20 protein-coding genes are annotated in these 19,562 nt (G+C 51.4%); 3 read left to right on the top strand and 17 right to left on the bottom strand.

Features of this window, described 5'->3' with window-relative positions:
* Positions 1-7: 7 nt before the first annotated feature.
* The 15 genes from L9P87_RS12720 to L9P87_RS12650 form a co-directional block, all read right to left on the bottom strand.
* Positions 8-1,207: a carbohydrate porin gene (locus tag L9P87_RS12720; RefSeq protein ID WP_237445128.1), complete on the bottom strand. Its 1,200-nt coding sequence runs from the start codon at positions 1,205-1,207 to the stop codon at positions 8-10.
* A 54-nt stretch (positions 1,208-1,261) separates the two neighbouring features.
* Entirely contained in the window at positions 1,262-2,203 is a 942-nt protein-coding gene (locus L9P87_RS12715; RefSeq protein ID WP_237445127.1) for a DUF808 domain-containing protein, read from the bottom strand.
* Positions 2,204-2,247: 44 nt separating this feature from the next.
* On the bottom strand, positions 2,248-4,179 hold the full coding sequence (locus L9P87_RS12710; RefSeq protein WP_237445126.1) for an acyltransferase family protein: 1,932 nt from the start codon (positions 4,177-4,179) through the stop codon (positions 2,248-2,250).
* A gap of 54 nt (positions 4,180-4,233) precedes the next feature.
* On the bottom strand, positions 4,234-4,644 hold the full coding sequence (locus tag L9P87_RS12705) for an SMI1/KNR4 family protein (RefSeq protein WP_237445125.1): 411 nt from the start codon (positions 4,642-4,644) through the stop codon (positions 4,234-4,236).
* The gene (gene lipB / locus L9P87_RS12700; protein WP_237445476.1) at positions 4,644-5,264 is read right to left on the bottom strand and encodes a lipoyl(octanoyl) transferase LipB; all 621 of its coding nucleotides are present in this window, start codon (positions 5,262-5,264) and stop codon (positions 4,644-4,646) included. The genes L9P87_RS12705 and lipB overlap by 1 nt, the downstream gene beginning before the upstream one ends.
* Positions 5,265-5,363: 99 nt before the next feature.
* Positions 5,364-5,633, bottom strand: coding sequence for an HP0495 family protein (locus L9P87_RS12695; protein WP_237445124.1), 270 nt, complete (start codon positions 5,631-5,633; stop codon positions 5,364-5,366).
* A 25-nt stretch (positions 5,634-5,658) separates the two neighbouring features.
* Positions 5,659-6,837, bottom strand: coding sequence for a D-alanyl-D-alanine carboxypeptidase family protein (locus tag L9P87_RS12690; RefSeq protein WP_237445123.1), 1,179 nt, complete (start codon positions 6,835-6,837; stop codon positions 5,659-5,661).
* A gap of 182 nt (positions 6,838-7,019) precedes the next feature.
* On the bottom strand, positions 7,020-7,889 hold the full coding sequence (locus L9P87_RS12685; protein ID WP_237445122.1) for a septal ring lytic transglycosylase RlpA family protein: 870 nt from the start codon (positions 7,887-7,889) through the stop codon (positions 7,020-7,022).
* Between the two features lie 116 nt (positions 7,890-8,005).
* Positions 8,006-8,980 carry a lytic murein transglycosylase B gene (gene mltB / locus L9P87_RS12680; protein WP_237445475.1) on the bottom strand — a complete coding sequence of 325 codons (975 nt, stop codon included), beginning with the start codon at positions 8,978-8,980 and terminating at the stop codon, positions 8,006-8,008.
* Positions 8,981-9,045: 65 nt separating this feature from the next.
* Complete coding sequence (gene rodA, locus L9P87_RS12675; RefSeq protein WP_237445121.1) at positions 9,046-10,194, bottom strand: rod shape-determining protein RodA; 1,149 nt, start codon at positions 10,192-10,194, stop codon at positions 9,046-9,048.
* 26 nt (positions 10,195-10,220) lie between these two features.
* Positions 10,221-12,062 (bottom strand): penicillin-binding protein 2, encoded by a 1,842-nt coding sequence (gene mrdA, locus L9P87_RS12670; RefSeq protein ID WP_237445120.1) that lies wholly within the window; start codon positions 12,060-12,062, stop codon positions 10,221-10,223.
* A gap of 135 nt (positions 12,063-12,197) precedes the next feature.
* Positions 12,198-12,668 carry a 23S rRNA (pseudouridine(1915)-N(3))-methyltransferase RlmH gene (gene rlmH, locus L9P87_RS12665; protein ID WP_237445119.1) on the bottom strand — a complete coding sequence of 157 codons (471 nt, stop codon included), beginning with the start codon at positions 12,666-12,668 and terminating at the stop codon, positions 12,198-12,200.
* A 6-nt stretch (positions 12,669-12,674) separates the two neighbouring features.
* Entirely contained in the window at positions 12,675-13,013 is a 339-nt protein-coding gene (gene rsfS / locus L9P87_RS12660) for a ribosome silencing factor (protein WP_237445118.1), read from the bottom strand.
* Positions 13,014-13,149: 136 nt separating this feature from the next.
* Complete coding sequence (gene nadD, locus L9P87_RS12655) at positions 13,150-13,806, bottom strand: nicotinate-nucleotide adenylyltransferase (RefSeq protein ID WP_237445117.1); 657 nt, start codon at positions 13,804-13,806, stop codon at positions 13,150-13,152.
* A 14-nt stretch (positions 13,807-13,820) separates the two neighbouring features.
* Positions 13,821-15,077, bottom strand: coding sequence for a glutamate-5-semialdehyde dehydrogenase (locus tag L9P87_RS12650; RefSeq protein ID WP_237445116.1), 1,257 nt, complete (start codon positions 15,075-15,077; stop codon positions 13,821-13,823).
* Between the two features lie 232 nt (positions 15,078-15,309).
* Here L9P87_RS12650 and L9P87_RS12645 point away from each other — a divergent pair, with 232 nt between their 5' ends.
* Both L9P87_RS12645 and L9P87_RS12640 read left to right on the top strand, forming a co-directional pair.
* Positions 15,310-16,908: a cation:proton antiporter family protein gene (locus L9P87_RS12645; RefSeq protein WP_237445115.1), complete on the top strand. Its 1,599-nt coding sequence runs from the start codon at positions 15,310-15,312 to the stop codon at positions 16,906-16,908.
* A 95-nt stretch (positions 16,909-17,003) separates the two neighbouring features.
* Positions 17,004-17,975, top strand: a complete 972-nt coding sequence (locus L9P87_RS12640; RefSeq protein WP_237445114.1) for a calcium/sodium antiporter — start codon at positions 17,004-17,006, stop codon at positions 17,973-17,975.
* Between the two features lie 58 nt (positions 17,976-18,033).
* Here the strand turns inward: L9P87_RS12640 and L9P87_RS12635 are convergent, their stop codons facing one another.
* Complete coding sequence (locus L9P87_RS12635; RefSeq protein WP_237445113.1) at positions 18,034-18,294, bottom strand: DUF5062 family protein; 261 nt, start codon at positions 18,292-18,294, stop codon at positions 18,034-18,036.
* Between the two features lie 162 nt (positions 18,295-18,456).
* Here L9P87_RS12635 and L9P87_RS12630 point away from each other — a divergent pair, with 162 nt between their 5' ends.
* Positions 18,457-18,822: a SpoIIAA family protein gene (locus L9P87_RS12630; protein WP_237445112.1), complete on the top strand. Its 366-nt coding sequence runs from the start codon at positions 18,457-18,459 to the stop codon at positions 18,820-18,822.
* Between the two features lie 61 nt (positions 18,823-18,883).
* On the opposite strand, the gene L9P87_RS12625 is transcribed toward L9P87_RS12630, so the two are convergent.
* Positions 18,884-19,273, bottom strand: coding sequence for a Dabb family protein (locus L9P87_RS12625; RefSeq protein ID WP_237445111.1), 390 nt, complete (start codon positions 19,271-19,273; stop codon positions 18,884-18,886).
* Between the last annotated feature and the right edge of the window lie 289 nt (positions 19,274-19,562).

Raw genomic sequence — 19,562 nt, 5'->3', positions numbered from 1 at the left:
CACGCGGCTACCAAAATATTCGAGTGCGCAGTGCCGCCACAATAATATTATTCTCTTTCGGGTTGTCCGCCGGATTTTGCACCCACTGTAAATCCGGAGTGAGCTCCAGGCTGTCGAAGAATTTCATCAGATAAAAGGCCTCCAGCGTGACCTGATCTTCATCTGCATAGGTGATATTAGAGACGTTAACCGCAACTCCAAGATTATCGGTTTCCCGGCCCAAACCATAATAAGAAAAACCGCCGCTCAGCGACTTGTCGATACCCAGTAAGCTGCCCTCATCCGCCCAACTCGCTCTGACAAACGGTAACCACTGACCATACATCTTAGAGGCAGAGAAATTTACCCCCTTATCCGCAGCCTGATTCATCGCATCACTTCTGTCAGAGTCCCAAAAAGTCAGATGTATCTTATCGAGGTAGATAGCCTCTTGGCTTGAGGTCCAGCCGAATTCTAACGACTTAAAATAGTGGCCATCACTGAAGGCCGTGTCGAAACCATCTAACGGCTTGGTCGGGTCTGACTCCATGTCAGTAATACCGCCGATAACATAAAAATTATCCGTCAGCATCGTTGCCCCTGCTATGCCGAGGGTGGCGTCACCCGGCAGTGCCATGGTGTTGTTGCCAGTACTGAAAGCGAAGTTAACAAAGCCTGTCCAGGGACTCGCAACGGCGTAGACATCGACATAATCGGTGGCATCTAAGTAACCGGCGACAAATGTACTTTTCCCGCCATTAAATTTTTGCTTCCAATAGAGGTTGGTCAACCGACCACCCTGATCTGAAAAAGGTGGTGCCTGCAGACCGACACCACCGCCATTAAATTCTAAAAACCGCGGCTCAATATCGGTATAGCTATGACGATGCTCCACCTTCCAAATCAAACTACCGCCGTTACCCGTATTATCGCCAGCAACCTGCCAACTGCCGTAAAAACGCAGCATACCACCGGCGGCGAAATCATCAGTGCCTGGTAGGGTATTATTGATGCCGGCCGCCAGCATCGAGTAATCAATCGCCAGCTGCACTCCCTGCTCAGCCAGCTGATCTTTGACCGTTTGTTGTTTTTGTTTCTTATCCGCTGCTATTTGGTTTTCCACAGCGTCGGGGCCGCCAAAGTTTGCCGAACTATTCTGACCTGCAATCACCACAGCAGGAAGCAGGCTGAGAACAAAGACTGCCGTCTTACAATTTCTGTATGTCATCCTAAAATCCATCTTATGTATATTGCTTTTGTCGTAACTAGAATCGTGTGATTCTTACGTCTGGTCACGTTGCCACATTCGACCAACCAACGAGACAACTATCAACACCACAACACCGACAGCCATGCCAACAGCCATCTCAACAACAAACGGCATGATAACGGCCACAACTGAGCCAATAATAGGCCAGCTAGCCACAGCATCAACAAGTGGCTGCTGAATATGGTGCAGCATCGGCACACCATGAATAAGAATACTGCCACCGACTAAAAACATTGCCGCCGTGCCAATCACTGACAGCGAGGCCATCAACCTAGGGGCAAAACTAAGCAGGCCTCGGCCAAGAAAGTGTTTTATCGAGCCTGATAATCCAGCGCCAGGTTGGCGTAATAAATATAAACCGGCATCATCAAGTTTCACAATGCCGGCCACCAAACCGTAAACCCCGACTGTCATCACCGCTGCAATCAGCGAAACCACCATAATTTGATCGCTCAGCGACTGCTGCTGCACCGTCCCCAGTGCGATCACAATAATCTCTGCCGATAGAATAAAATCCGTACGCACAGCGCCTTTGATTTTTTGTTTTTCGACCTCGTCGATGGTTAACTCAGTTTGCAGCACCTCAATCCGGTGCTCAAAGTCATCATCACTGTCGTGATGTAAGACAGTATGGGCTATTTTCTCGACACCTTCGAAGCAGAGATAGGCACCACCAAGCATCAGCAAGGGTGTGATCAACCAGGGCGCAACCGCACTGATTAACAGCGCCACAGGAACAAGAATCAGTTTATTCAGTGCCGACCCTTTGGCCACGGCATACACCACCGGCAGCTCTCTATCAGCCCTGACACCGCTGACCTGCTGCGCATTAAGCGCCAGATCATCGCCAAGCACGCCGGCGGTTTTCTTCGCCGCCACCTTGGTCATCAGCGCAACGTCATCAAGGGCAACGGTAATTTTATCGATTAAGGCTAGTAAGCTGACACCTGCCATCAATTAACATCCTGTTAAATATATTTATGCTAGATATAACAGAATTACTCCTTAATCTCTAACTGTTGCAGCGGGTTTTCGAAACGTCGAAGGTATTCATCGCCGAGTTTTTTTGAACCGAGATAATTTAAATGATGGTCATCGCGGTACAACGGCAGGCCATCGAGCGTCGTCTTGCAGACCTCGTCATCGCAGATTGCCCGTCGGGGGTTTATCCACAACACCTCGGGGAAGCGCTGTTCTAACACCGCCCTAAAATGGTTGGCCTGCTTGAGGTTCTTCTGCGTCTGCACTGCATCGATGTCACAGTCGGTCGCCCCCCGTATTAAACAATAAGCATGAGACTGGCTTGGCAATCTGGGTACGTCTTCGATAATCACCACCTCATGTCCCTGCTTTATCAGCCATGCCACCGTCGCCGACATGTACTCAATATACTGAGGGTTTTGCATATACGACGACCACCAGTTATTAATAAACACCGTCATCGACGGGTTATCGATTAAATACTGCTGTAGCGCGCGGCTGCGCTGTTTGTCTTTATCGCGGCGGAATGCCTTATCAATATTAGGCTCACTAATAAAAGGCGCAGAGGCTTTGGTGACGGCCAAAAAATAGTAAGGCGTGCCAGCAACCAATTGTTCGACAAAACCAATCATCGCTGTGCCATGACTATCTCCTACTAGCACACTATTGGGTTTACCATCGGCGGTTTTGTTACCAAACAAGCAGGTTTCACTCTGGTCGAAGTCATAGTCCGGCCCGCCAAAACACGCCTTGTACAGGTCTCCCGCATTTTGCTGCTGCATGATCTTGTACAGTTCACGTTTCTCTGCCGGAATACGGAAACTAATATCGTCGTTGGTACGGATAGTCAGCTGTACCAGCCAAATCAAAAAACACGGCAACAGGATCAGCCAGCAAAAGGTTTTCTTTAACGTCCAGTGGCGGTAGCGCAGTGAGTTTTCAACAAAAGCATGGGTAAACCAAGCGGCAAAGAAGGCGAAGGTAATTAAGCCAAGCTGAATTGGCAGCGTTAGTTCAACCAACTGGTAGTTTAACAACGCCACCGGTGGCCAATGCCACAGGTAAAGTGAATACGACAAGGTACCCAAGAAGACAAATACCTGGGTGCTGAGCAGGCGAGTCACCAAGCTCTGCTGGTTGGACATACCGGCATAGATAATCAAGGCCGCCCCCGCCGTCGGCCACAATGCGTTATAACCGGGGAAGACGCTGTCGCCGCTTAACAGCACTGCACTGACAACAATCGCCACTAAACCGGTCGTGCTCAACACCTCGCTTTGCCATCGTTTAAGCACTGGCAGCCGATGAGAAAACAACGCCAACCCACAACCCAACAACAGCTCAAACATCCTCGCTGGCAGCAAAAAATAAGCCGCAACAGGATCGGTAAAGGCATACCAAATTGACAATGCAAATGTGGCCAACCACAGTGCAATAAAAATCAGTACAAACTTGGGCTGTTTGATCAGTGGCTTTAGCAACAACAGCAGCAGTGGCCAGAGAAAATAGAACTGTTCCTCAACCGCCAGTGACCATGTATGCAGCAAGGAGATGATTTTGGCATCGGCGGAGAAATACTGCGACAGCTGACCGTGAAAAAAGATATTACTCAAGCCGATGACAGAGCCCATCCAGCTCTTCGAAAAGATGTAATAATCGTCGTCCATGTAGTAGCGAGAAATCACCACAAAAGTGACCAGCGACACCAGTAAGAATGCCGGTAATAAGCGGCGAATACGGCGTGAATAAAAAGTCGCAAAGCTAAAGTCATCGACGCTCTGTGCCTTGAGCAGCAAGCCTGTAATCAAAAAACCCGAGATGACAAAAAACACATCGACGCCGATAAAACCGCCGGTGATAAAGGGGAATTGATAGTGAAACAAGACAACCAGAGTGACGGCGACGGCGCGAAGGCCGTCGATGTCGCGACGATATTTTAGTGCTGACATGATATTTAGCTTCAGTATTGAAGAGTTATTAGTATTTTTTCATCGCCCAGATATTTACCAGGCGATGTCGACCAACCAAACAGACTTGATCCAGTGCCAAATAGTCGGCCACTCACCCTCGTTAATCTCGCCATTGATCCAATGTACAACCTCACCGGATTCGTTAACGCAGTAGTATTCACCGCGATACTCACACAGAGGGATCAATTCTCGGGGCACACCCAGCGACCAAGCCACCGAGCAGACCTCAGGAAGATAGGTATGGGAGTGAGGATCGGCGACGGTAACCGGTTCGTAGTAACCGTAAATAACATCGCTACACTCTAGTAGATAGAGACGAAAGTCGCCGGGGATACCAATCAGAATCTGCTCTTCAACGTCGACAATATCATCGTGGTCGGGTAATTCTAACGGTACCGCAACGCGTTCATTGACCTCGCGTAGCATATCCATCGCATCGTTCATTACTTATCCTCTCGAAGGGTGTTAGTGCTCGGCAGTGATGCCAGCAACTGCGTCTGCTGGTAACCAAAACTGGCCACCAAGTCAGCCGCCAAACGCTGCTCTACACGACGATATAAATCTTTGCTGTCCTGCCCCGCTAACTGCTGCTCGACACTGGTCATTGCCATGCCAGCATAGCCACAGGGGTTAATGCGATTAAAGGGGGATAAATCATTATCGATATTCAAGGCCAGGCCATGAAAGGAGCGGCCCTGGCGAATCCGCAACCCCAGCGAGGCTATTTTCTTATCACCGACATAAACCCCTGGCGCATCAGGCCTCGGCGCCGATACGATACCAAAAGCGGCCAGGGTATGGACCAGACTCTGCTCAATCTTATCGACCAAATCACGTACACCAATACCCAGCCGCTTAATGTCGATCATCAAATAAACCACCAGCTGGCCGGGGCCATGGTAGGTCACCTGACCACCGCGGTCGGCCTGTACCACCGGGATGTCGCCAACGGATAACAGGTGCTCGGCCTTGCCAGCCCTGCCCTGAGTAAAAACGGCAGGGTGCTGTAACAGCCACAGTTCATCCAAACAGTCTTGACGACGCTGCTCGGTAAACTGCTTCATTAACTCAAATGATTCGGTGTAATCGACGAGGCCGGGACGACGCAGCACGATAGGCTGGCGTTGGTTAAAGTCCGCCTGCAGGGTTGACTGCTTTAACACCTAAATAACCATTTTGACTCGGCCGGTGGCCTTTAAATCTTTATGAATATTTTCCAGATGCTGCTCGCCCTGAGCGGTAATCGTGACATTAATCGACACAAAACGACCTTTACCGCTGTTGCGAATACTGTGCTTGCCGTCAAAATCGGCGTCGTGCTTTTTCATGATATCGCAGACCAAAGCAGGAAAATCATGCGCTGAGTCGCCAATCACTTTGATCAAATAACTGCAGGGAAATTCAATCTTTGGTGGCTCTTGATTATTCGTCATTACATCTAACCTTTCATATTCGCTATTAAGAGAATAGCCCGACAAAGAACAATACGATTGAATCCCACAGACGAGAGATAAAACCAGCTTCCTCTACCGCCTGCAAGGCAACAAGAGGCTTGTTAGCCAACTCCTCGCCATCGAGGCTGATGATAAGACGCCCCAGCTCCTGACCACTTTCAAACGGCGCCTTTATCACGGTATCAACCTCCATCACCGCCTCGAGGTTGTTCGATTGACCGCGGGCCAGTGTCAAGATCAAATCATCGACCAAGCCCAGCTCGACGCTGTCGCCAACACCGCTCCAAACCTTACTGGTGATCAGCGGCTCGGCAGCCTGATAAAGCATTTCAGTCTCAAAATAACGGAAGCCATAGCTCAATAATTTTTGTGTTTCCTGTACTCGCGATTCCTCTGTACGCGTGCCCATAACAGAGGCAATTAAACGCATGTCCTGGCGTTTGGCCGAGGCGACCAAGCAATAGCCAGCCTCGCTGGTGTGACCTGTTTTTAAGCCATCAACACTGGGGTCGCGCCACAGCAACTTATTGCGGTTGGGGGTACGGATGCCATTAAAGGTGAAATCGCGCTTGGCATACATTTCATAGTCGGTGGGGAAATCGTTAACAATCGCCTGGGCCAGCAGCGCCATATCATAAGCCGTGCTGTAGTGACCATCGGCGGGCAGACCATGGGCATTGATAAAATGCGTATTGCGCATGCCCAATAACTCGGCGTGTTTATTCATCACCTGGGCAAAACCATCTTCACTGCCGGCTAGATGCTCGGCCACGGCAACACTGGCATCGTTGCCTGAGGAGACAATAATTCCCTTGTGCAGGTCGTCGAGCTTAACCATCTTGCCGACTTCGATCCACATCAGCGAAGAACCGCGGAATTTTGGGTTTGATGCCCAGGCATTTTTGCTGATTTTGACCATGTCTTCTTTATGTGCGTTGCCCTGAGCCTCCTCATAGGAAACCACATAGCTGGTCATCATCTTGGTCAGGCTGGCGGGGGGCAGCGGCTCATCGGCATTGTGCTGAGCGATAATTTTACCGCTGTCGGCATCCATCAGCACCCACGACTTGGCGGCCAGCTTTGGCTCGGCAGGAATTAAAGATGGCGCCGCGGATACGGCTGCAGTCGTTAACGCACCGGCGCAAACCAGCGCACAGGCAGAAAAGAATTTAGTAAGTTTCATTGTTAACTGGCTAATGCCTCTGTTGTAGGTGAAAAATCAAGATTAAATAAGAGCGTTGATGACCGAACGTCTGATTCATCGCAGCCATTGTAGCGTATTACCGCCAGACTATTAATAGCTGCCGTCATCAACCGCTATTAGAGCCTACCTTCAGCGACAAGTTCAGCGACATTAGCGATAAATTATTGCTTAACCAGGCGGCCAGAACCCAGCCCCTGCCGCTCCAGTAACTGCTGAACATCCTTGGCCCGCGCCTCGTCAATTAACGGTCCAATACGCACCCGGTAAAGCTGTTGATTCTGTGCCGTTGTCACCTCGGAAACCGTCACTGGGTCATCGACTGCGGCTCGCAAACGAACAGCTAAGTTATTGGCATTATTGCGGTTCGAGGTCGCAGCCACCTGAATAAACGGCTGCTCGGGAGACGCCGAGACAGACGGTTTTAGCGGTGTCGATTCGGCTCTGCGCTGCTGCGCCAAGGCCAGCTGCTGACGTTCCCAGGCCACCGGATCAATATACTCAACCTCGACCTGAGCCACGCCCTTGTCGACATAATCGAGCTTTATCGCCGCCGCATAGGATAGATCGATAATTCGACCGGGGTGAAACGGGCCACGATCGTTAACCCGGACAATAACCTGTTTGCCATTTGCCTTATTAGTGACTCGAACATAACTAGGGATCGGCAGAGTTTTATGCGCCGCCGTCATTGCGTATTGGTTATAAACCTCGCCATTACTGGTGTTACGGCCATGAAATTTTGCGCCATACCATGAGGCGCCGCCGCTCTCTTTGTAGCCAGCGCCCGTGGGCAGCAACGAGTATTGAATACCGGCCACCATATAAGGTGAGCGATTGCCAGCACGCGTGACCGCTTCAACTTTCGGTGTCGCGTCAATAATGCTGTCTGCCGATGGCCGATGCGTCGGCGCACTGTCCTTACCCGGGGTAATGGGCTCATTGCGCGGGCCGGTGCTGGTCGACGTACAGCCAATTAAGATCATGCTGAACAGCGTCACAATACTGAGGCCTAATCGACTAACATTTTGCATCCAATATTCCTGGTAACGGTGGTTTGATTAACGGCCGATATTAAACATCGATACTAATAAAACAGTGGGTTAGCGGCAATGAGAACAAAGTTCACTACCGCCTGATTTGCGGTATATCAAGGTTTAATCAATGCCGCCACATCTTGACTCAATTGGTAGACGGCCATCGCATAAAGATGGCTGTGATTGTAACGCGTAATGGTATAGAAATTCGGTAATGTGATCCAATACTCACTGCCGTACTCGCCCTGCAATTGCCATATATTGGCCTTCATCGCCGAGGGTAATGACTGCGAGGGTTGAAAACCTGCAGTCTGCAGTTCACCCACGGTTGAATTAAGCTCGAGGCCAGTATTAACCTTGCTCTGATCGCTGTTTTTATTCACCGCCACGCGGGTTGTCACCGGCTGACCACTCTGCCAGCCATGGACCTTGAAATAATTAGCGACACTGCCGATGGCATCACTGGGGTTATGCCAGATATCGGTCTTACCATCGCCGTCGAAATCCACGGCATAGTGGCGATAACTGCTGGAGATAAACTGCCCCCAACCCATAGCACCGGCATAAGAACCTTTCAGTGACAGCGGGTCGACGCCCTGCTCACGGGTTAGAATCAGGTATTGCTCTAGCTCTGAGCGAAAAAACGGCGCTCTCGGCGGGTAGTCGAAGGCCAGCGTCGACAGCGAATCAATCACTCGGTAGCGGCCGGTATAGGTGCCGTACTGAGTTTCAATACCAATAATAGCGACGATGATTTCGGCGGGAACACCATACACGCTCTCGGCCCTATCGAGTTCTTTTTGATAGGTTTGATAAAACGCTGCTCCGCGCTCGGCCCGGTCCCCCACCAAGAATATTCGACGGTAGTCCTTCCACTCTTTCACCTTCTCTGCCGGGCGAGAGATGGCATCGACAATAGACTGCTTTTTTTCGGCGCTGCTAAATAATGGCTCCAGTTGCTGACGCTGAAACTGATGTTTCTCGACCATCTCATCGATAAATTGCTGAACCGCCGGTTGCTCGCTGTAATCCGCTTGAGCAACAAGGCTTGCAGTCGATAATAATATGGCTAACCAGCCTGCTTTCACTGTCAATTTTCTCTCCTTCATAGAAAATAGTGGCGCATAAGATAATGCTGCCGCATACAACCAAACTAGTGTGTTAGACGTTTTTTCTCGGTACTAATGGCCATTAATACACCAAAACCTGCCAGTAATGTGACCAGCGCCGTGCCCCCTTGACTGACCAGCGGCAACGGTACACCGACCACCGGTAACAAGCCCGATACCATGCCCATATTGACCAATACATAGACAAAGAAAGTCAGCGTGATACTACCCGCCAACAGTCGGCCAAAGGTGTCCTGCGCCATATAACCAATATGTAAACCCTTGGCGATAATCAACAGATACAAGCCCATCAATACCAGGACCCCGCGCAGACCAAACTCCTCGGCCAAGACGGCGATAATAAAATCGGTATGACTCTCGGGCAGAAATGACAAATGTGATTGAGTACCGTCGAGCCAACCCTTACCACCCCAGCCACCGGAGCCTATCGCCGTCTTCGATTGGATGATATTCCAACCCGCCCCCAAACGGTCGGCCTCGGGGTTAAACAACGTTAAAATGCGCTGTTTTTGATAACCGTGTAGCACAAAGTTCCACGCGGGATAGGCACTGCCTGCAACAATAGCGAGCGCGACAATGACATATCGCCAACTCAAACCGGCAAAGAACAAGATAAACAAACCCGATGAGGCGATAAGAATCGATGTGCCCAAATCCGGCTGCTTGGCGATCAGCAACGTCGGCACAAAAATCACCACCAAACTGACAATAACATGGGAGAATCGAGGCGGCAGGGGCCGCGATGATAAGTACCAGGCAACGGTCATCGGTACCACCAACTTGACCACTTCCGATGGCTGAAATCGCGTCACGCCTAAATCTAACCAGCGCTGAGCGCCCTTGGCACCGACGCCGACAAAAATCACCGCAACCAACAAACCAAGACAGCCGACATAGGCAAATGGCGCCACCTGGCGATAGAAATTTACGCTGAACTGGGCGACGATAAACATACCAACATAGGCAACCGCGAAGAACACCGCCTGACGTTTGACATTGACAATGTCTCCTCCGCTGCCACTGTAAAGCACAAACAACCCGCCGCCGCTGATCAGCAGCAGTAACACCAACAACTGCAGGTCGATATGAAGCTTGGCCAACAGGCTGTTCTGGCCGCCGACATTGATACCATCGCCGGCGCTGATTTGACGAACGAAATCACTATTGGCCATGATTAACTCGATATATTGATCGATATCTAAAGGTCACCGCGCACCTCGCCTTGTTCATTGAGCAGATAGGCATTCATTACCGCCAAGGCCATTGGGCCGGCAACCGAACCGCCTCCCTCACCATTCTCAACCACCACAGCAACGGCTATTTTTGGATTCTCTATAGGCGCAAAAGCGATAAACAAGGCATGATCTCGCTTGCGTTTTTCGATCTGCTCAGAGTCGTAACGGGCGTCCTGTGCAATACCAATCACCTGTGCGGTACCTGATTTCCCTGCCACAACATAGGGTGCCTCACGCAATCGTCGGCCAGTGCCGCGAGTGCCGTAAACCACCGCCTTCATCGAGTCGAACACCACATCCCAATTATTAGGGTTGTTGAGGCTTATATCTTCGCGATGAGAGGCATCTCGGCGACCGCTATCGACCACTCTTGGCACTAACTGGTTCCCCTTATTGGCAATAATCGCCGTCGACAATGCCAGCTGCAGCGGTGTCGTTAACATATAGCCCTGGCCGATGCCGGCGATCAGAGTTTCGCCGGGATACCAGACTGTCTGACGATAATTACGCTTCCACTCTCGGCTCGGCACCAGCCCCTTTCGCTCACTGGGCAAATCGATGCCGGTATAGTCGCCCAGGCCAAACTGCTTGGCGAAGACCGCCATGTTATCAATCCCTAAACGATGGGCAAGGTCATAATAATAAACATCACAGGACTGCTCCATGGCCATTTTAAAATCGACCTTGTGGCCATGCCCCCCGCGCTTCCAATCCCGATAACGGTGTTCATCGTTGGGCAGACTAAACCAGCCTGGGTCATTAATCGTCGTTGTTGGCGTCACCGTGCCGTATTCTAAACCGGCCAAACCTATCACCGGCTTCAGTGTTGAGCCCGGCGGATACTGCCCCTGTAGACTGCGGTTAAACAGCGGCAAATCGAGATCGCTACGCAGGGCATTATAGTGTTTAGTGGAGATACCATTCACAAACATATTAATGTCATAGCTTGGGGTACTAACAATGGCAATGACACCACCGGTCTCAGGGTCGATGGCGACAATAGAGCCCCGCTCCTCGCCGAGCGCCTCATAGGCCGCTCGCTGTACCTTGTCATCGATAAATAACGTCAAATCATCGCCCGGCACGGGGTCAACCTGGTCAATAACCCGCAGCACTCGGCCGCGGACATTGGTCTCGACATTGCGGTAACCGACGATGCCGTGTAACTCGTCCTCGTAAAAACGCTCGATACCGGTCTTACCGATAGAGTCTGTACCGGCGTAGTTTTCCCGATCAATTCGCTCCATCTCTCGCTCATTAATACGGCCTACATAGCCGATGGCATGGGCGTAAAGCTCTGGTTCTGGATAGTAACGGCTGAGGCTGCCGACCACCTCGACTCCGGCTAGTTGATAGCGATTGACCGCTAGCGTTGCAATCTCCTCTTCGTTTAACTGAAAACGCAGCGGCACCTGATCGAAGGCGCGGGTCTGCTTTACTCGGCGATTAAAACGCTCGACCTCCTCATCGGTCAAATCGAGCAGCAACCGCAAACGCTCGACGGTAGCATCGAGATCACTCACTCGCTCGCGGGTAATGGCTAGGTTATAAATGGTGCGGTTTTTAGCTAACAGCTTGCCATGACGGTCGTAGATCAAACCTCGGTTTGGCGGGATCGATTGTACATGGACACGGTTTCGGTCTGACTGGGTAGAATATTTTTGATGCTCGGTGATTTGGAGGCTGTAATAGCGATAGCCGATGATGACACAGGCAACAATGACAAAGAGTACGGCAACAATGATACGGCTGGCGTAGAGACGGCGTTCGCCAATCACGTCTTTTATATGGTCTCTAGAGGACATAGCCGATTTTGATGCGCCTAAACAGAAAGGTTAAGTAAAGATCTGTCAGTTATAATTACAGAAATAAGCCCGAAAGACTATCGCTGTTAGTGGATAAACACTAACCATTCACTGGGGTTGTGATGATCGCTTACATTAGGAGCGATGATAGGGGTGGTTTTGGTTGATCGTCCAACCACGGTAAATTTGCTCGGCCAATAAAACACGCACCAGCGGGTGCGGCATGGTCAGTGCTGACAGCGACCATTTTTGGTCGGCCCGCTGCAAACACTCCGAACTTAAACCGTCGGGACCACCAATCAACAGGCAAACGTCTGGGCTGGTCATTTGCCAGTCGGCCATATAGTCAGCCAACTTTTCAGTGCTCCAGCTTTTGCCCAGTACATCGAGTGCGACAACGCGGCTAGACGCCGGCACCTGTGCCAGCATATTAGTGCTTTCACTGGCAATGGCCCGCTTTACATCCGCGCCCTTACCGCGTTTACCCAAGGGGATTTCAACAAACTCCACCTTGAAGGTTGCCGGCAGACGCTTGAGGTATTCATTGACCCCCTCGTCTACCCACTTTGGCATTTTAGAGCCGACGGCAATGATACGAATGCGCACCGTTTTCTACTCGCCGTCCGGACCTGGACCTGCCCACAAGCGCTCTAGGTCATAGAGCTCACGCGCCTCTTCCTGCATGACGTGTACGACCACGCTGTCGAGGTCAACCAATACCCAGTCACCAACGTTGCCGCCTTCAACACCAAGGGGGGCATAATCACGCTTCTTAAATTCCATGGCGACATTATCGGCCAATGATTTTACATGACGAGCCGAGGTGCCGGTGGCAATAATCAACGTGTCGGTAACGTCGGTCAATTGACTCACATCGAGAGAGACAACGTCTCTGGCCTTCAAATCATCTAAAAACTCTAGCGCTAACTCTTTGATTTCTTCAGTATTCATAGTTTTTACTCATTGCTTCTTCGCTGTCACAGCGATGATTAACCGACTGATGGAAATTCCACCACTGAAAGTTTTGCCGCACTATACCGATAGTTTGCCGCCAGCGATACCGTTTATACAGATCAGCAGCCAAGCATTAACGATATAATCGATGCCGTTCAATATAGCTGGCAACAGGGCCTCCGACCAATGGCGCAACCGAGAAGCCCTGGGCGATGCGCTGGCGAATATCCGAGGAAGAGATATCCCACGGTGGCAATTCGATTATCGCCACCCGCCCCCGATGCGAGTCAGACAACTGCTCGACGCCCGACACCAGACGTGGCTGCAACCACGCCGCCAGAGCTGGCTGTTCGTCATCAAGAGGGCGCTGCCAACCTGGACGGGCGCAAACAATCAAATGATTATGATCTGTTATTTGCTGCCAACAATGCCAACTGGTCAGGTTGACCAGCGAATCCATGCCAACACAAAAGGCCAGCCAAGCATCGTCGCCAGATTGTTGGCGCCACTCGGCAAGGGTATCGACGGTATAGGAGAGCGCGTCACGGCGGAACTCACGTTCATCCACCGACAGCCGCGGGTCATCAGCAACAGCCAGCGCCAACATGGCTAGGCGGTGCTGGTCGGCAACCTCCGGTGCCGCACGATGCGGCGGCCTGGCTGCAGGCAGCAGCGCCAACTCATCGAGCTGCAATCGTTGCTGCAACGCCCTTGCCGTCTCGATATGACCGCGGTGAACCGGGTTGAAGGTGCCGCCCCAAAGCGCTTTTTTCATCGACTTACGCGACATCAGAAGTCACCGACTTACTGCCGGATATGACCATCACCAAAGACCACATACTTCTGCGAGGTCAAGCCCTCCAAACCAACCGGACCGCGGGCATGGATCTTATCCGTCGAAATACCGATCTCGGCACCCAGGCCGTATTCGAAGCCATCGGCAAATCGGGTCGAGGCATTGACCATCACCGAACTGGAGTCCACCTCGCGAATAAAACGGCGGGCGCGGCTGTAGTCTTCGGTAATAATCGACTCGGTGTGTTGCGAGCTGTAATGGTTGATATGAACAATTGCGGCATCCATATCATCGACCACCTTAATCGACAGCACCGGTGCTAAATACTCGGTATGCCAGTCCGCTTCGGTGGCGGCAATCGCCTGCGGTAGAATCGCACAGGTTTTTTCACAGCCTCGCAACTCAACACCCTTTTCGGCATACAGCTCAGCCAGGCGTGGCAATATCGACGCGGCTACTGGCTCGGCAACTAAGAGGGTTTCCATGGTGTTACAAGTGCCGTAGCGATGGGTCTTGGCATTGAGGGCAATCGCCTCGGCCTTGGCGACATCGGCCTTGTCATCGATATAGACATGACAGATACCATCGAGGTGTTTGATCACCGGGACCTTGGCATCGTTACTAATACGCTCGATCAAGCCCTTGCCGCCACGGGGAACAATGACGTCGACAAACTCTGGCATGGTAATCAAGGCGCCAACGGCGGCGCGGTCAGTGGTTTCAACAACCTGTACCGCGGCGCTTGGCAGCCCGACACTGGCCAGCGCTGCGGCGACGCACTGGGCGATGGCTTGGTTGGAGTGAATAGACTCGCTGCCACCACGAAGAATGGCCGCATTGCCCGACTTCAGACACAGGCTTGCCGCCTCGACAGTAACATTGGGGCGCGACTCATAAATGATACCAATAACACCCAGGGGCACTCGCATACGGCCGACTTGAATACCACTGGGCATATATTTCATGTCGGTGATTTCTGCAATCGGGTCAGGCAGGGTTGCCACCTGCTGCAGCCCTTCTAACATGCCATCAAAACGCGCCGGCGTTAATTCAAGTCGGTCTAACAGCGCATCGTCCAGGCCGTTTTCTCGACCCGCCTGTAAATCAACGGCATTGGCCGCCAGAACTTGCTCTTTGGCCGCGTTTAACTGCTCAATACAGGCCTGTAAGGCAGCATTCTTTTGCTCGGTGGTGGCCTTGGCCATGGCCCGTGATGCGGCTCGCGCCTGACGACCAACATCGGTCATGTATTGCTCTACGTTCATCGTGTCGTCCAAACTATTTATAAATAATACTCAATTGCTTAGCCGATAATATCGAATGAAATATTTACTCAATCATCGTCTGCTAATCTGCAAATACAACGCCGCGTATGCTATTTTATAGCGGCGGAATAATAAGGGCGATGATTATAACACGCTATCACTCTGTCGTAAGGGTAACTGCTTATTCACCGCCATCGAACCGCTGTTTTATAGATTAAGGTAGAAAACCCCTGTGGATATCCTAAGCTTTGCCATCATTCTTGGACTCGCCCTCGGCAGCGGCCTGGTCTTTAAACGCTTTGGACTCCCCCCTATGATTGGCTTCTTGGTCAGCGGCTTTATTCTCGGTGAGTTCAACCTCAACACGCCCTGGCTCGAGCCATTGGCCGATGTCGGTATTTTGCTGCTGCTATTTACCATTGGCCTCAAACTCGAGTTACGCGCCCTTGCCATGCCACAGGTATGGGCAGCTACCGGCCTGCATATGATCGCTTCAGTCGGCGCCATGATGCTGATCCTCAAGGGTATTGCCATGACGATCGGCAGCCATTACCTGGGGCAGGACTGGGCCAGCCTTGCCACTATCGCCTTCGCCTTATCGTTCTCCTCCACGGTCTTCGTGGTCAAAGTGCTGGAGGACCGCGGCGAAAGTAACTCACTGCATGGCAAGATCGCCATCGGCATACTGATCATGCAAGACCTGATTGCCGTTGCCTACCTGACGATCAACAGCGGCGTACTGCCCAACATCTGGGCACTGACCATCCCGTTGATTGTCATCGCCAGGCCATTAATCTTAAAAATTATGGCCTACAGCGGCCACGACGAGTTACTGGTACTGCTCGGCTTCGCCTACGCTATCGGCGCCGCCGCACTGTTTAAATTTGCTGGCCTGAAACCCGACTTGGGCGCCCTGTTTATGGGCGTGGTGCTGGCTGGCGATATCAAAACCCGCGAACTGGCCAAGACACTGCCTAAGTTTAAAGAGCTGTTTTTGGTCGGTTTTTTTATGACCATCGGCAGTGCCGGCCTGCCGGATGCCGATGCCTGGATCCTGGCGCTGATTATTACCGCTTTCGTCTTTTTCAAACCGCTGGGCTACATGCTGCTGTTAACCCGTATGCGACTGCGAGCACGCTCTGCTTTATTAAGCTCACTGGCATTGACTAACTACAGCGAATTCGGCCTCATCGTCGCTGTCCTTGGTGCCTCCAGCGGCATTATCGACAGCCAGTGGCCGGCAATTATTGCCCTTACCATCGTGCTAAGTTTCACCATCGCCGCCCAACTCAACAAAGTGGCCCATAAAATCTATGACAAACATGGCGAGAAGCTCCGCCACCTAGAAACCAGCAAACGCATCAACGAACAGAAACCGGTCGACACCGATAATGCTCAGATCCTGGTCGTCGGCATGGGGCGGGTGGGCACCGGCGCCTATGACTACCTCCGCGAACACTATGGCGACGTGGTACTCGGTCTCGATGAAAGCGCCAAGCGCGCACGTGTTCACACCGATGCTGGTCGGCAGGTTTATCAGGGCGACGGCACCGATAGAGACTTTCTGGTTCGCCTAGACCGTCAAAAAGTGAAGCTCATCATGCTGGCGATGACCAACCACGCCGAAAACATCCGCGCCGCAGAGACCATCCGCATGCTGGGTTACCACGGCATTATTGCCGCCACAGCCCACTTTACCGACGAACAGAACGAGCTTACCGAGATGGGAATTACCGCCTTTAACCTCTATGCCGAGGCGGGGACTGGTTTTGCCGAGCACGTACACGCTGAGCTTGGCGAGCTGCCGTTTAAACCCACACCGAGCTATTAATAGGGTATTCTCTACAGCATGCTGATTAATACTCGACAGTGACATTTTCCGGCCTATAATGCTCGGCCAGTTTTTTATTACATTGAGGTTTTACTGTGAGCTTACTCCCCGCCATTGCCGCCATTGTTATCGGCTTTGCTCTACTGGTTTGGAGCGCCGATAAATTTGTCCTTGGCGCCTCTAATACCGCCCGCATCTTTGGCCTACCGCCGTTGATTGTCGGCGTTGTCATCGTCGGTATCGGCACCTCTGCACCCGAGATGCTGGTCTCAGCCATTGCCGCAATGGACGGCAAGACAGGGTTATCAATCGGCAATGCCATTGGTTCAAACATTACCAATATTGGTCTTATCCTCGGTTTTACCGCCCTGTTCTACCCACTGATTGTTAACTCTCGCCTGATCAAGCGTGAGATCCCGGTGCTATTGATTATTATGGCACTCAGTTGGTGGTTCCTATCCGACGGTCACCTCGCGTTCTTCGAGGGAGCGTTCTTGCTCAGCGGTATGGTATTGATGATTGCCTATGCAACTTGGGAGGCCACCAGCAACAAGGATGACGCCTACAGCCAGGAGTTATTAGACGAGATCCCTGAAGAAATCAGCAAGAATGCCGCGCTGATGTGGCTGTTAGTCGGTATTGTTATATTGATTGCCTCGTCGAAGGTATTGGTCTGGGGCGCCGTCGAAGTCGCTGTCCACTTCGGTCTCAGCGAGCTGATTATCGGCCTGACCATTATCGCCATCGGCACCAGCCTGCCTGAGCTTGCTGCCACCTTTGCCGCCGCCCGCAAGCAGGAATTCGACCTCGCCGTGGGTAATGTGATTGGCTCTAACACCTTTAACCTGCTCGGCGTCATGGCCTTGCCCGGACTGATTCACCCCTCCAGCTTCGACACATTGGCACTGACCCGCGACTACCCGGTCATGATAGTGCTCACCGTGGCGTTATTGGTCTTTGCTATCGGCTTCAAACGCGGCAAGCCCGGCGGTATTAACCGCTTCGAGGGTTTTCTGTTACTCGCCGCCTATACCGCCTATATGGTCTATCTCGGCATCAGCAGCTAATGCTGTTTGCCGGCCATAAAAAACCGGTGCTTACCGGTTTTTTTATGGCTGTTATTCACTAACGCAATAGCTCGTGGTCCTTGGGCAGGGTGCGAGAAATCCACAGCGCCAGTTTATGACGCATATTGGGCTCACTGGCCTGACCCTTGGCCAGGGGTTGAATCAACTTATCATGCACCAGTAATTTATAGATGTATTCGGTTTTCACCTTGGCCGAATCCGTCGCCTCAAAAACCGCCACTCCGCGTTGTTTCGCGTAGGCCTCACCGACTCTCAATGCCTCTTTCAGTAACGCCACTTCATTTTCTATTTTCGCCATAATAACCATCCTTATTACCGTTACAGCTAGTATAGGGAAGCCCCATCAAATAACGATAGATGCCGTTAAAAAAATTGCGCCAGATTAAGGAGCGCGACTATTAAAGGTATAAAATAAGCTCAGAAAACATATTTTATACGTCAGAAAAACAGCGAGTTACTTATGTTTAACGTGATGAAAAATGGCAGCAACCGGCTCGATTTAGAACTCCGCGGAAAAATTGACAGTGACGGTATGCGCCTTGCCCTTGAGCAGATGTTCAGCGCCGCCGAATCGATAGAATCGGGTCGTATGCTCTATCGCATCCACGACTTCGACCTACCCACGCTTGGTGCCATCGGCGTCGAGCTCTCTCGGCTGCCTGAGCTGCTCAGAATGGTTAAAAAATTCGACCGCTGCGCCGTACTCTGTGACAAACAGTGGGTACAAAAAATTGGCGAGTTCGAGGGTAGGCTGATTCCCGGCCTCGACATCAAATCGTTCAACAGCGATGAAACAGACGCCGCCGAGGCATGGCTGGCCGAGTAAGCCCCTATGGCGGCAAAGCCTGCCGCCATTATCTCATAACCTTGCGTTGCTTCACTATGATTTACTCGATCAGAGCGAAATCATATACCACAATGCTGGCTAATAACGGTTGAATCTGACCGGCAACAATTGCCACATGCTGCTCATTTATCAGGTAGCTATTCATCTGCTGCTCAGAGCTAAACTCCATGCTGATGGCGACATCGAAGCTGTCGTCGACTATGGTACGGTCACTGCTGACCACCATACCTGTGGTCAAACTCTCCACCCCCTCTATCGCCGCCAACTGTTTTGCCGCGGCCATAATCTGCTGACGATGCTCGACATTACCCGGCTGTTTTAACCACAGATACACCGTGTGATTGATTGCCTGCTCGGCCTGTGCCACCAATGAGTAAGCCATCGATAGCAACAGCCCCAATGTGAATAATGCTTGCTTGATTAATCTCATCTGATATCCCGATGTAGAGTTTAAATGGCAAAAGCTTACCATTAAAAAACCCTGCCGTTTAGCCGGCACAGCCGACAGCCTCCTCGCCCCATCTCAGCCAACGTCATAGACCTCTTACACCGAGGCGATAGACAGCAACTGGCCGTGGAGAAATGCATTAAAAACAGCACAAAAAACAATAACCCACTGATATAAAAGCTAAAAAAAAGTGAAATATATCACAAAAAATAGTACTACTAAGTTTGAGATTTAATCATTAGCCTGGCCTGTACAGCCGCACTAAAATGCC

It is taken from the genome of Sinobacterium norvegicum, assembly GCF_923077115.1.
Taxonomy (GTDB): domain Bacteria; phylum Pseudomonadota; class Gammaproteobacteria; order Pseudomonadales; family Sinobacteriaceae; genus Sinobacterium; species Sinobacterium norvegicum.
The sequence above is the reverse complement of the archived record's forward strand: the minus strand, read 5'-3'. Positions and strand labels throughout refer to the sequence as shown.

Excerpts from the sequence above, each read along its gene's own strand:
- L9P87_RS12635 (WP_237445113.1), bottom strand. The coding sequence starts at position 18,294 with ATGGCGAAAATAGAAAATGAAGTGGCGTTACTGAAAGAGGCATTGAGA.
- L9P87_RS12705 (WP_237445125.1), bottom strand. The coding sequence starts at position 4,644 with ATGAACGATGCGATGGATATGCTACGCGAGGTCAATGAACGCGTTGCG.
- rodA (WP_237445121.1), bottom strand. The coding sequence starts at position 10,194 with ATGGCCAATAGTGATTTCGTTCGTCAAATCAGCGCCGGCGATGGTATC.
- L9P87_RS12695 (WP_237445124.1), bottom strand. The coding sequence starts at position 5,633 with ATGACGAATAATCAAGAGCCACCAAAGATTGAATTTCCCTGCAGTTAT.
- lipB (WP_237445476.1), bottom strand. The coding sequence starts at position 5,264 with ATGAAGCAGTTTACCGAGCAGCGTCGTCAAGACTGTTTGGATGAACTG.
- L9P87_RS12690 (WP_237445123.1), bottom strand. The coding sequence starts at position 6,837 with ATGAAACTTACTAAATTCTTTTCTGCCTGTGCGCTGGTTTGCGCCGGT.
- nadD (WP_237445117.1), bottom strand. The coding sequence starts at position 13,806 with ATGTCGCGTAAGTCGATGAAAAAAGCGCTTTGGGGCGGCACCTTCAAC.
- L9P87_RS12630 (WP_237445112.1), top strand. The coding sequence starts at position 18,457 with ATGTTTAACGTGATGAAAAATGGCAGCAACCGGCTCGATTTAGAACTC.
- L9P87_RS12710 (WP_237445126.1), bottom strand. The coding sequence starts at position 4,179 with ATGTCAGCACTAAAATATCGTCGCGACATCGACGGCCTTCGCGCCGTC.
- rsfS (WP_237445118.1), bottom strand. The coding sequence starts at position 13,013 with ATGAATACTGAAGAAATCAAAGAGTTAGCGCTAGAGTTTTTAGATGAT.
- L9P87_RS12625 (WP_237445111.1), bottom strand. The coding sequence starts at position 19,273 with ATGAGATTAATCAAGCAAGCATTATTCACATTGGGGCTGTTGCTATCG.
- L9P87_RS12650 (WP_237445116.1), bottom strand. The coding sequence starts at position 15,077 with ATGAACGTAGAGCAATACATGACCGATGTTGGTCGTCAGGCGCGAGCC.
- L9P87_RS12715 (WP_237445127.1), bottom strand. The coding sequence starts at position 2,203 with ATGGCAGGTGTCAGCTTACTAGCCTTAATCGATAAAATTACCGTTGCC.
- mrdA (WP_237445120.1), bottom strand. The coding sequence starts at position 12,062 with ATGTCCTCTAGAGACCATATAAAAGACGTGATTGGCGAACGCCGTCTC.
- L9P87_RS12685 (WP_237445122.1), bottom strand. The coding sequence starts at position 7,889 with ATGCAAAATGTTAGTCGATTAGGCCTCAGTATTGTGACGCTGTTCAGC.
- L9P87_RS12720 (WP_237445128.1), bottom strand. The coding sequence starts at position 1,207 with ATGACATACAGAAATTGTAAGACGGCAGTCTTTGTTCTCAGCCTGCTT.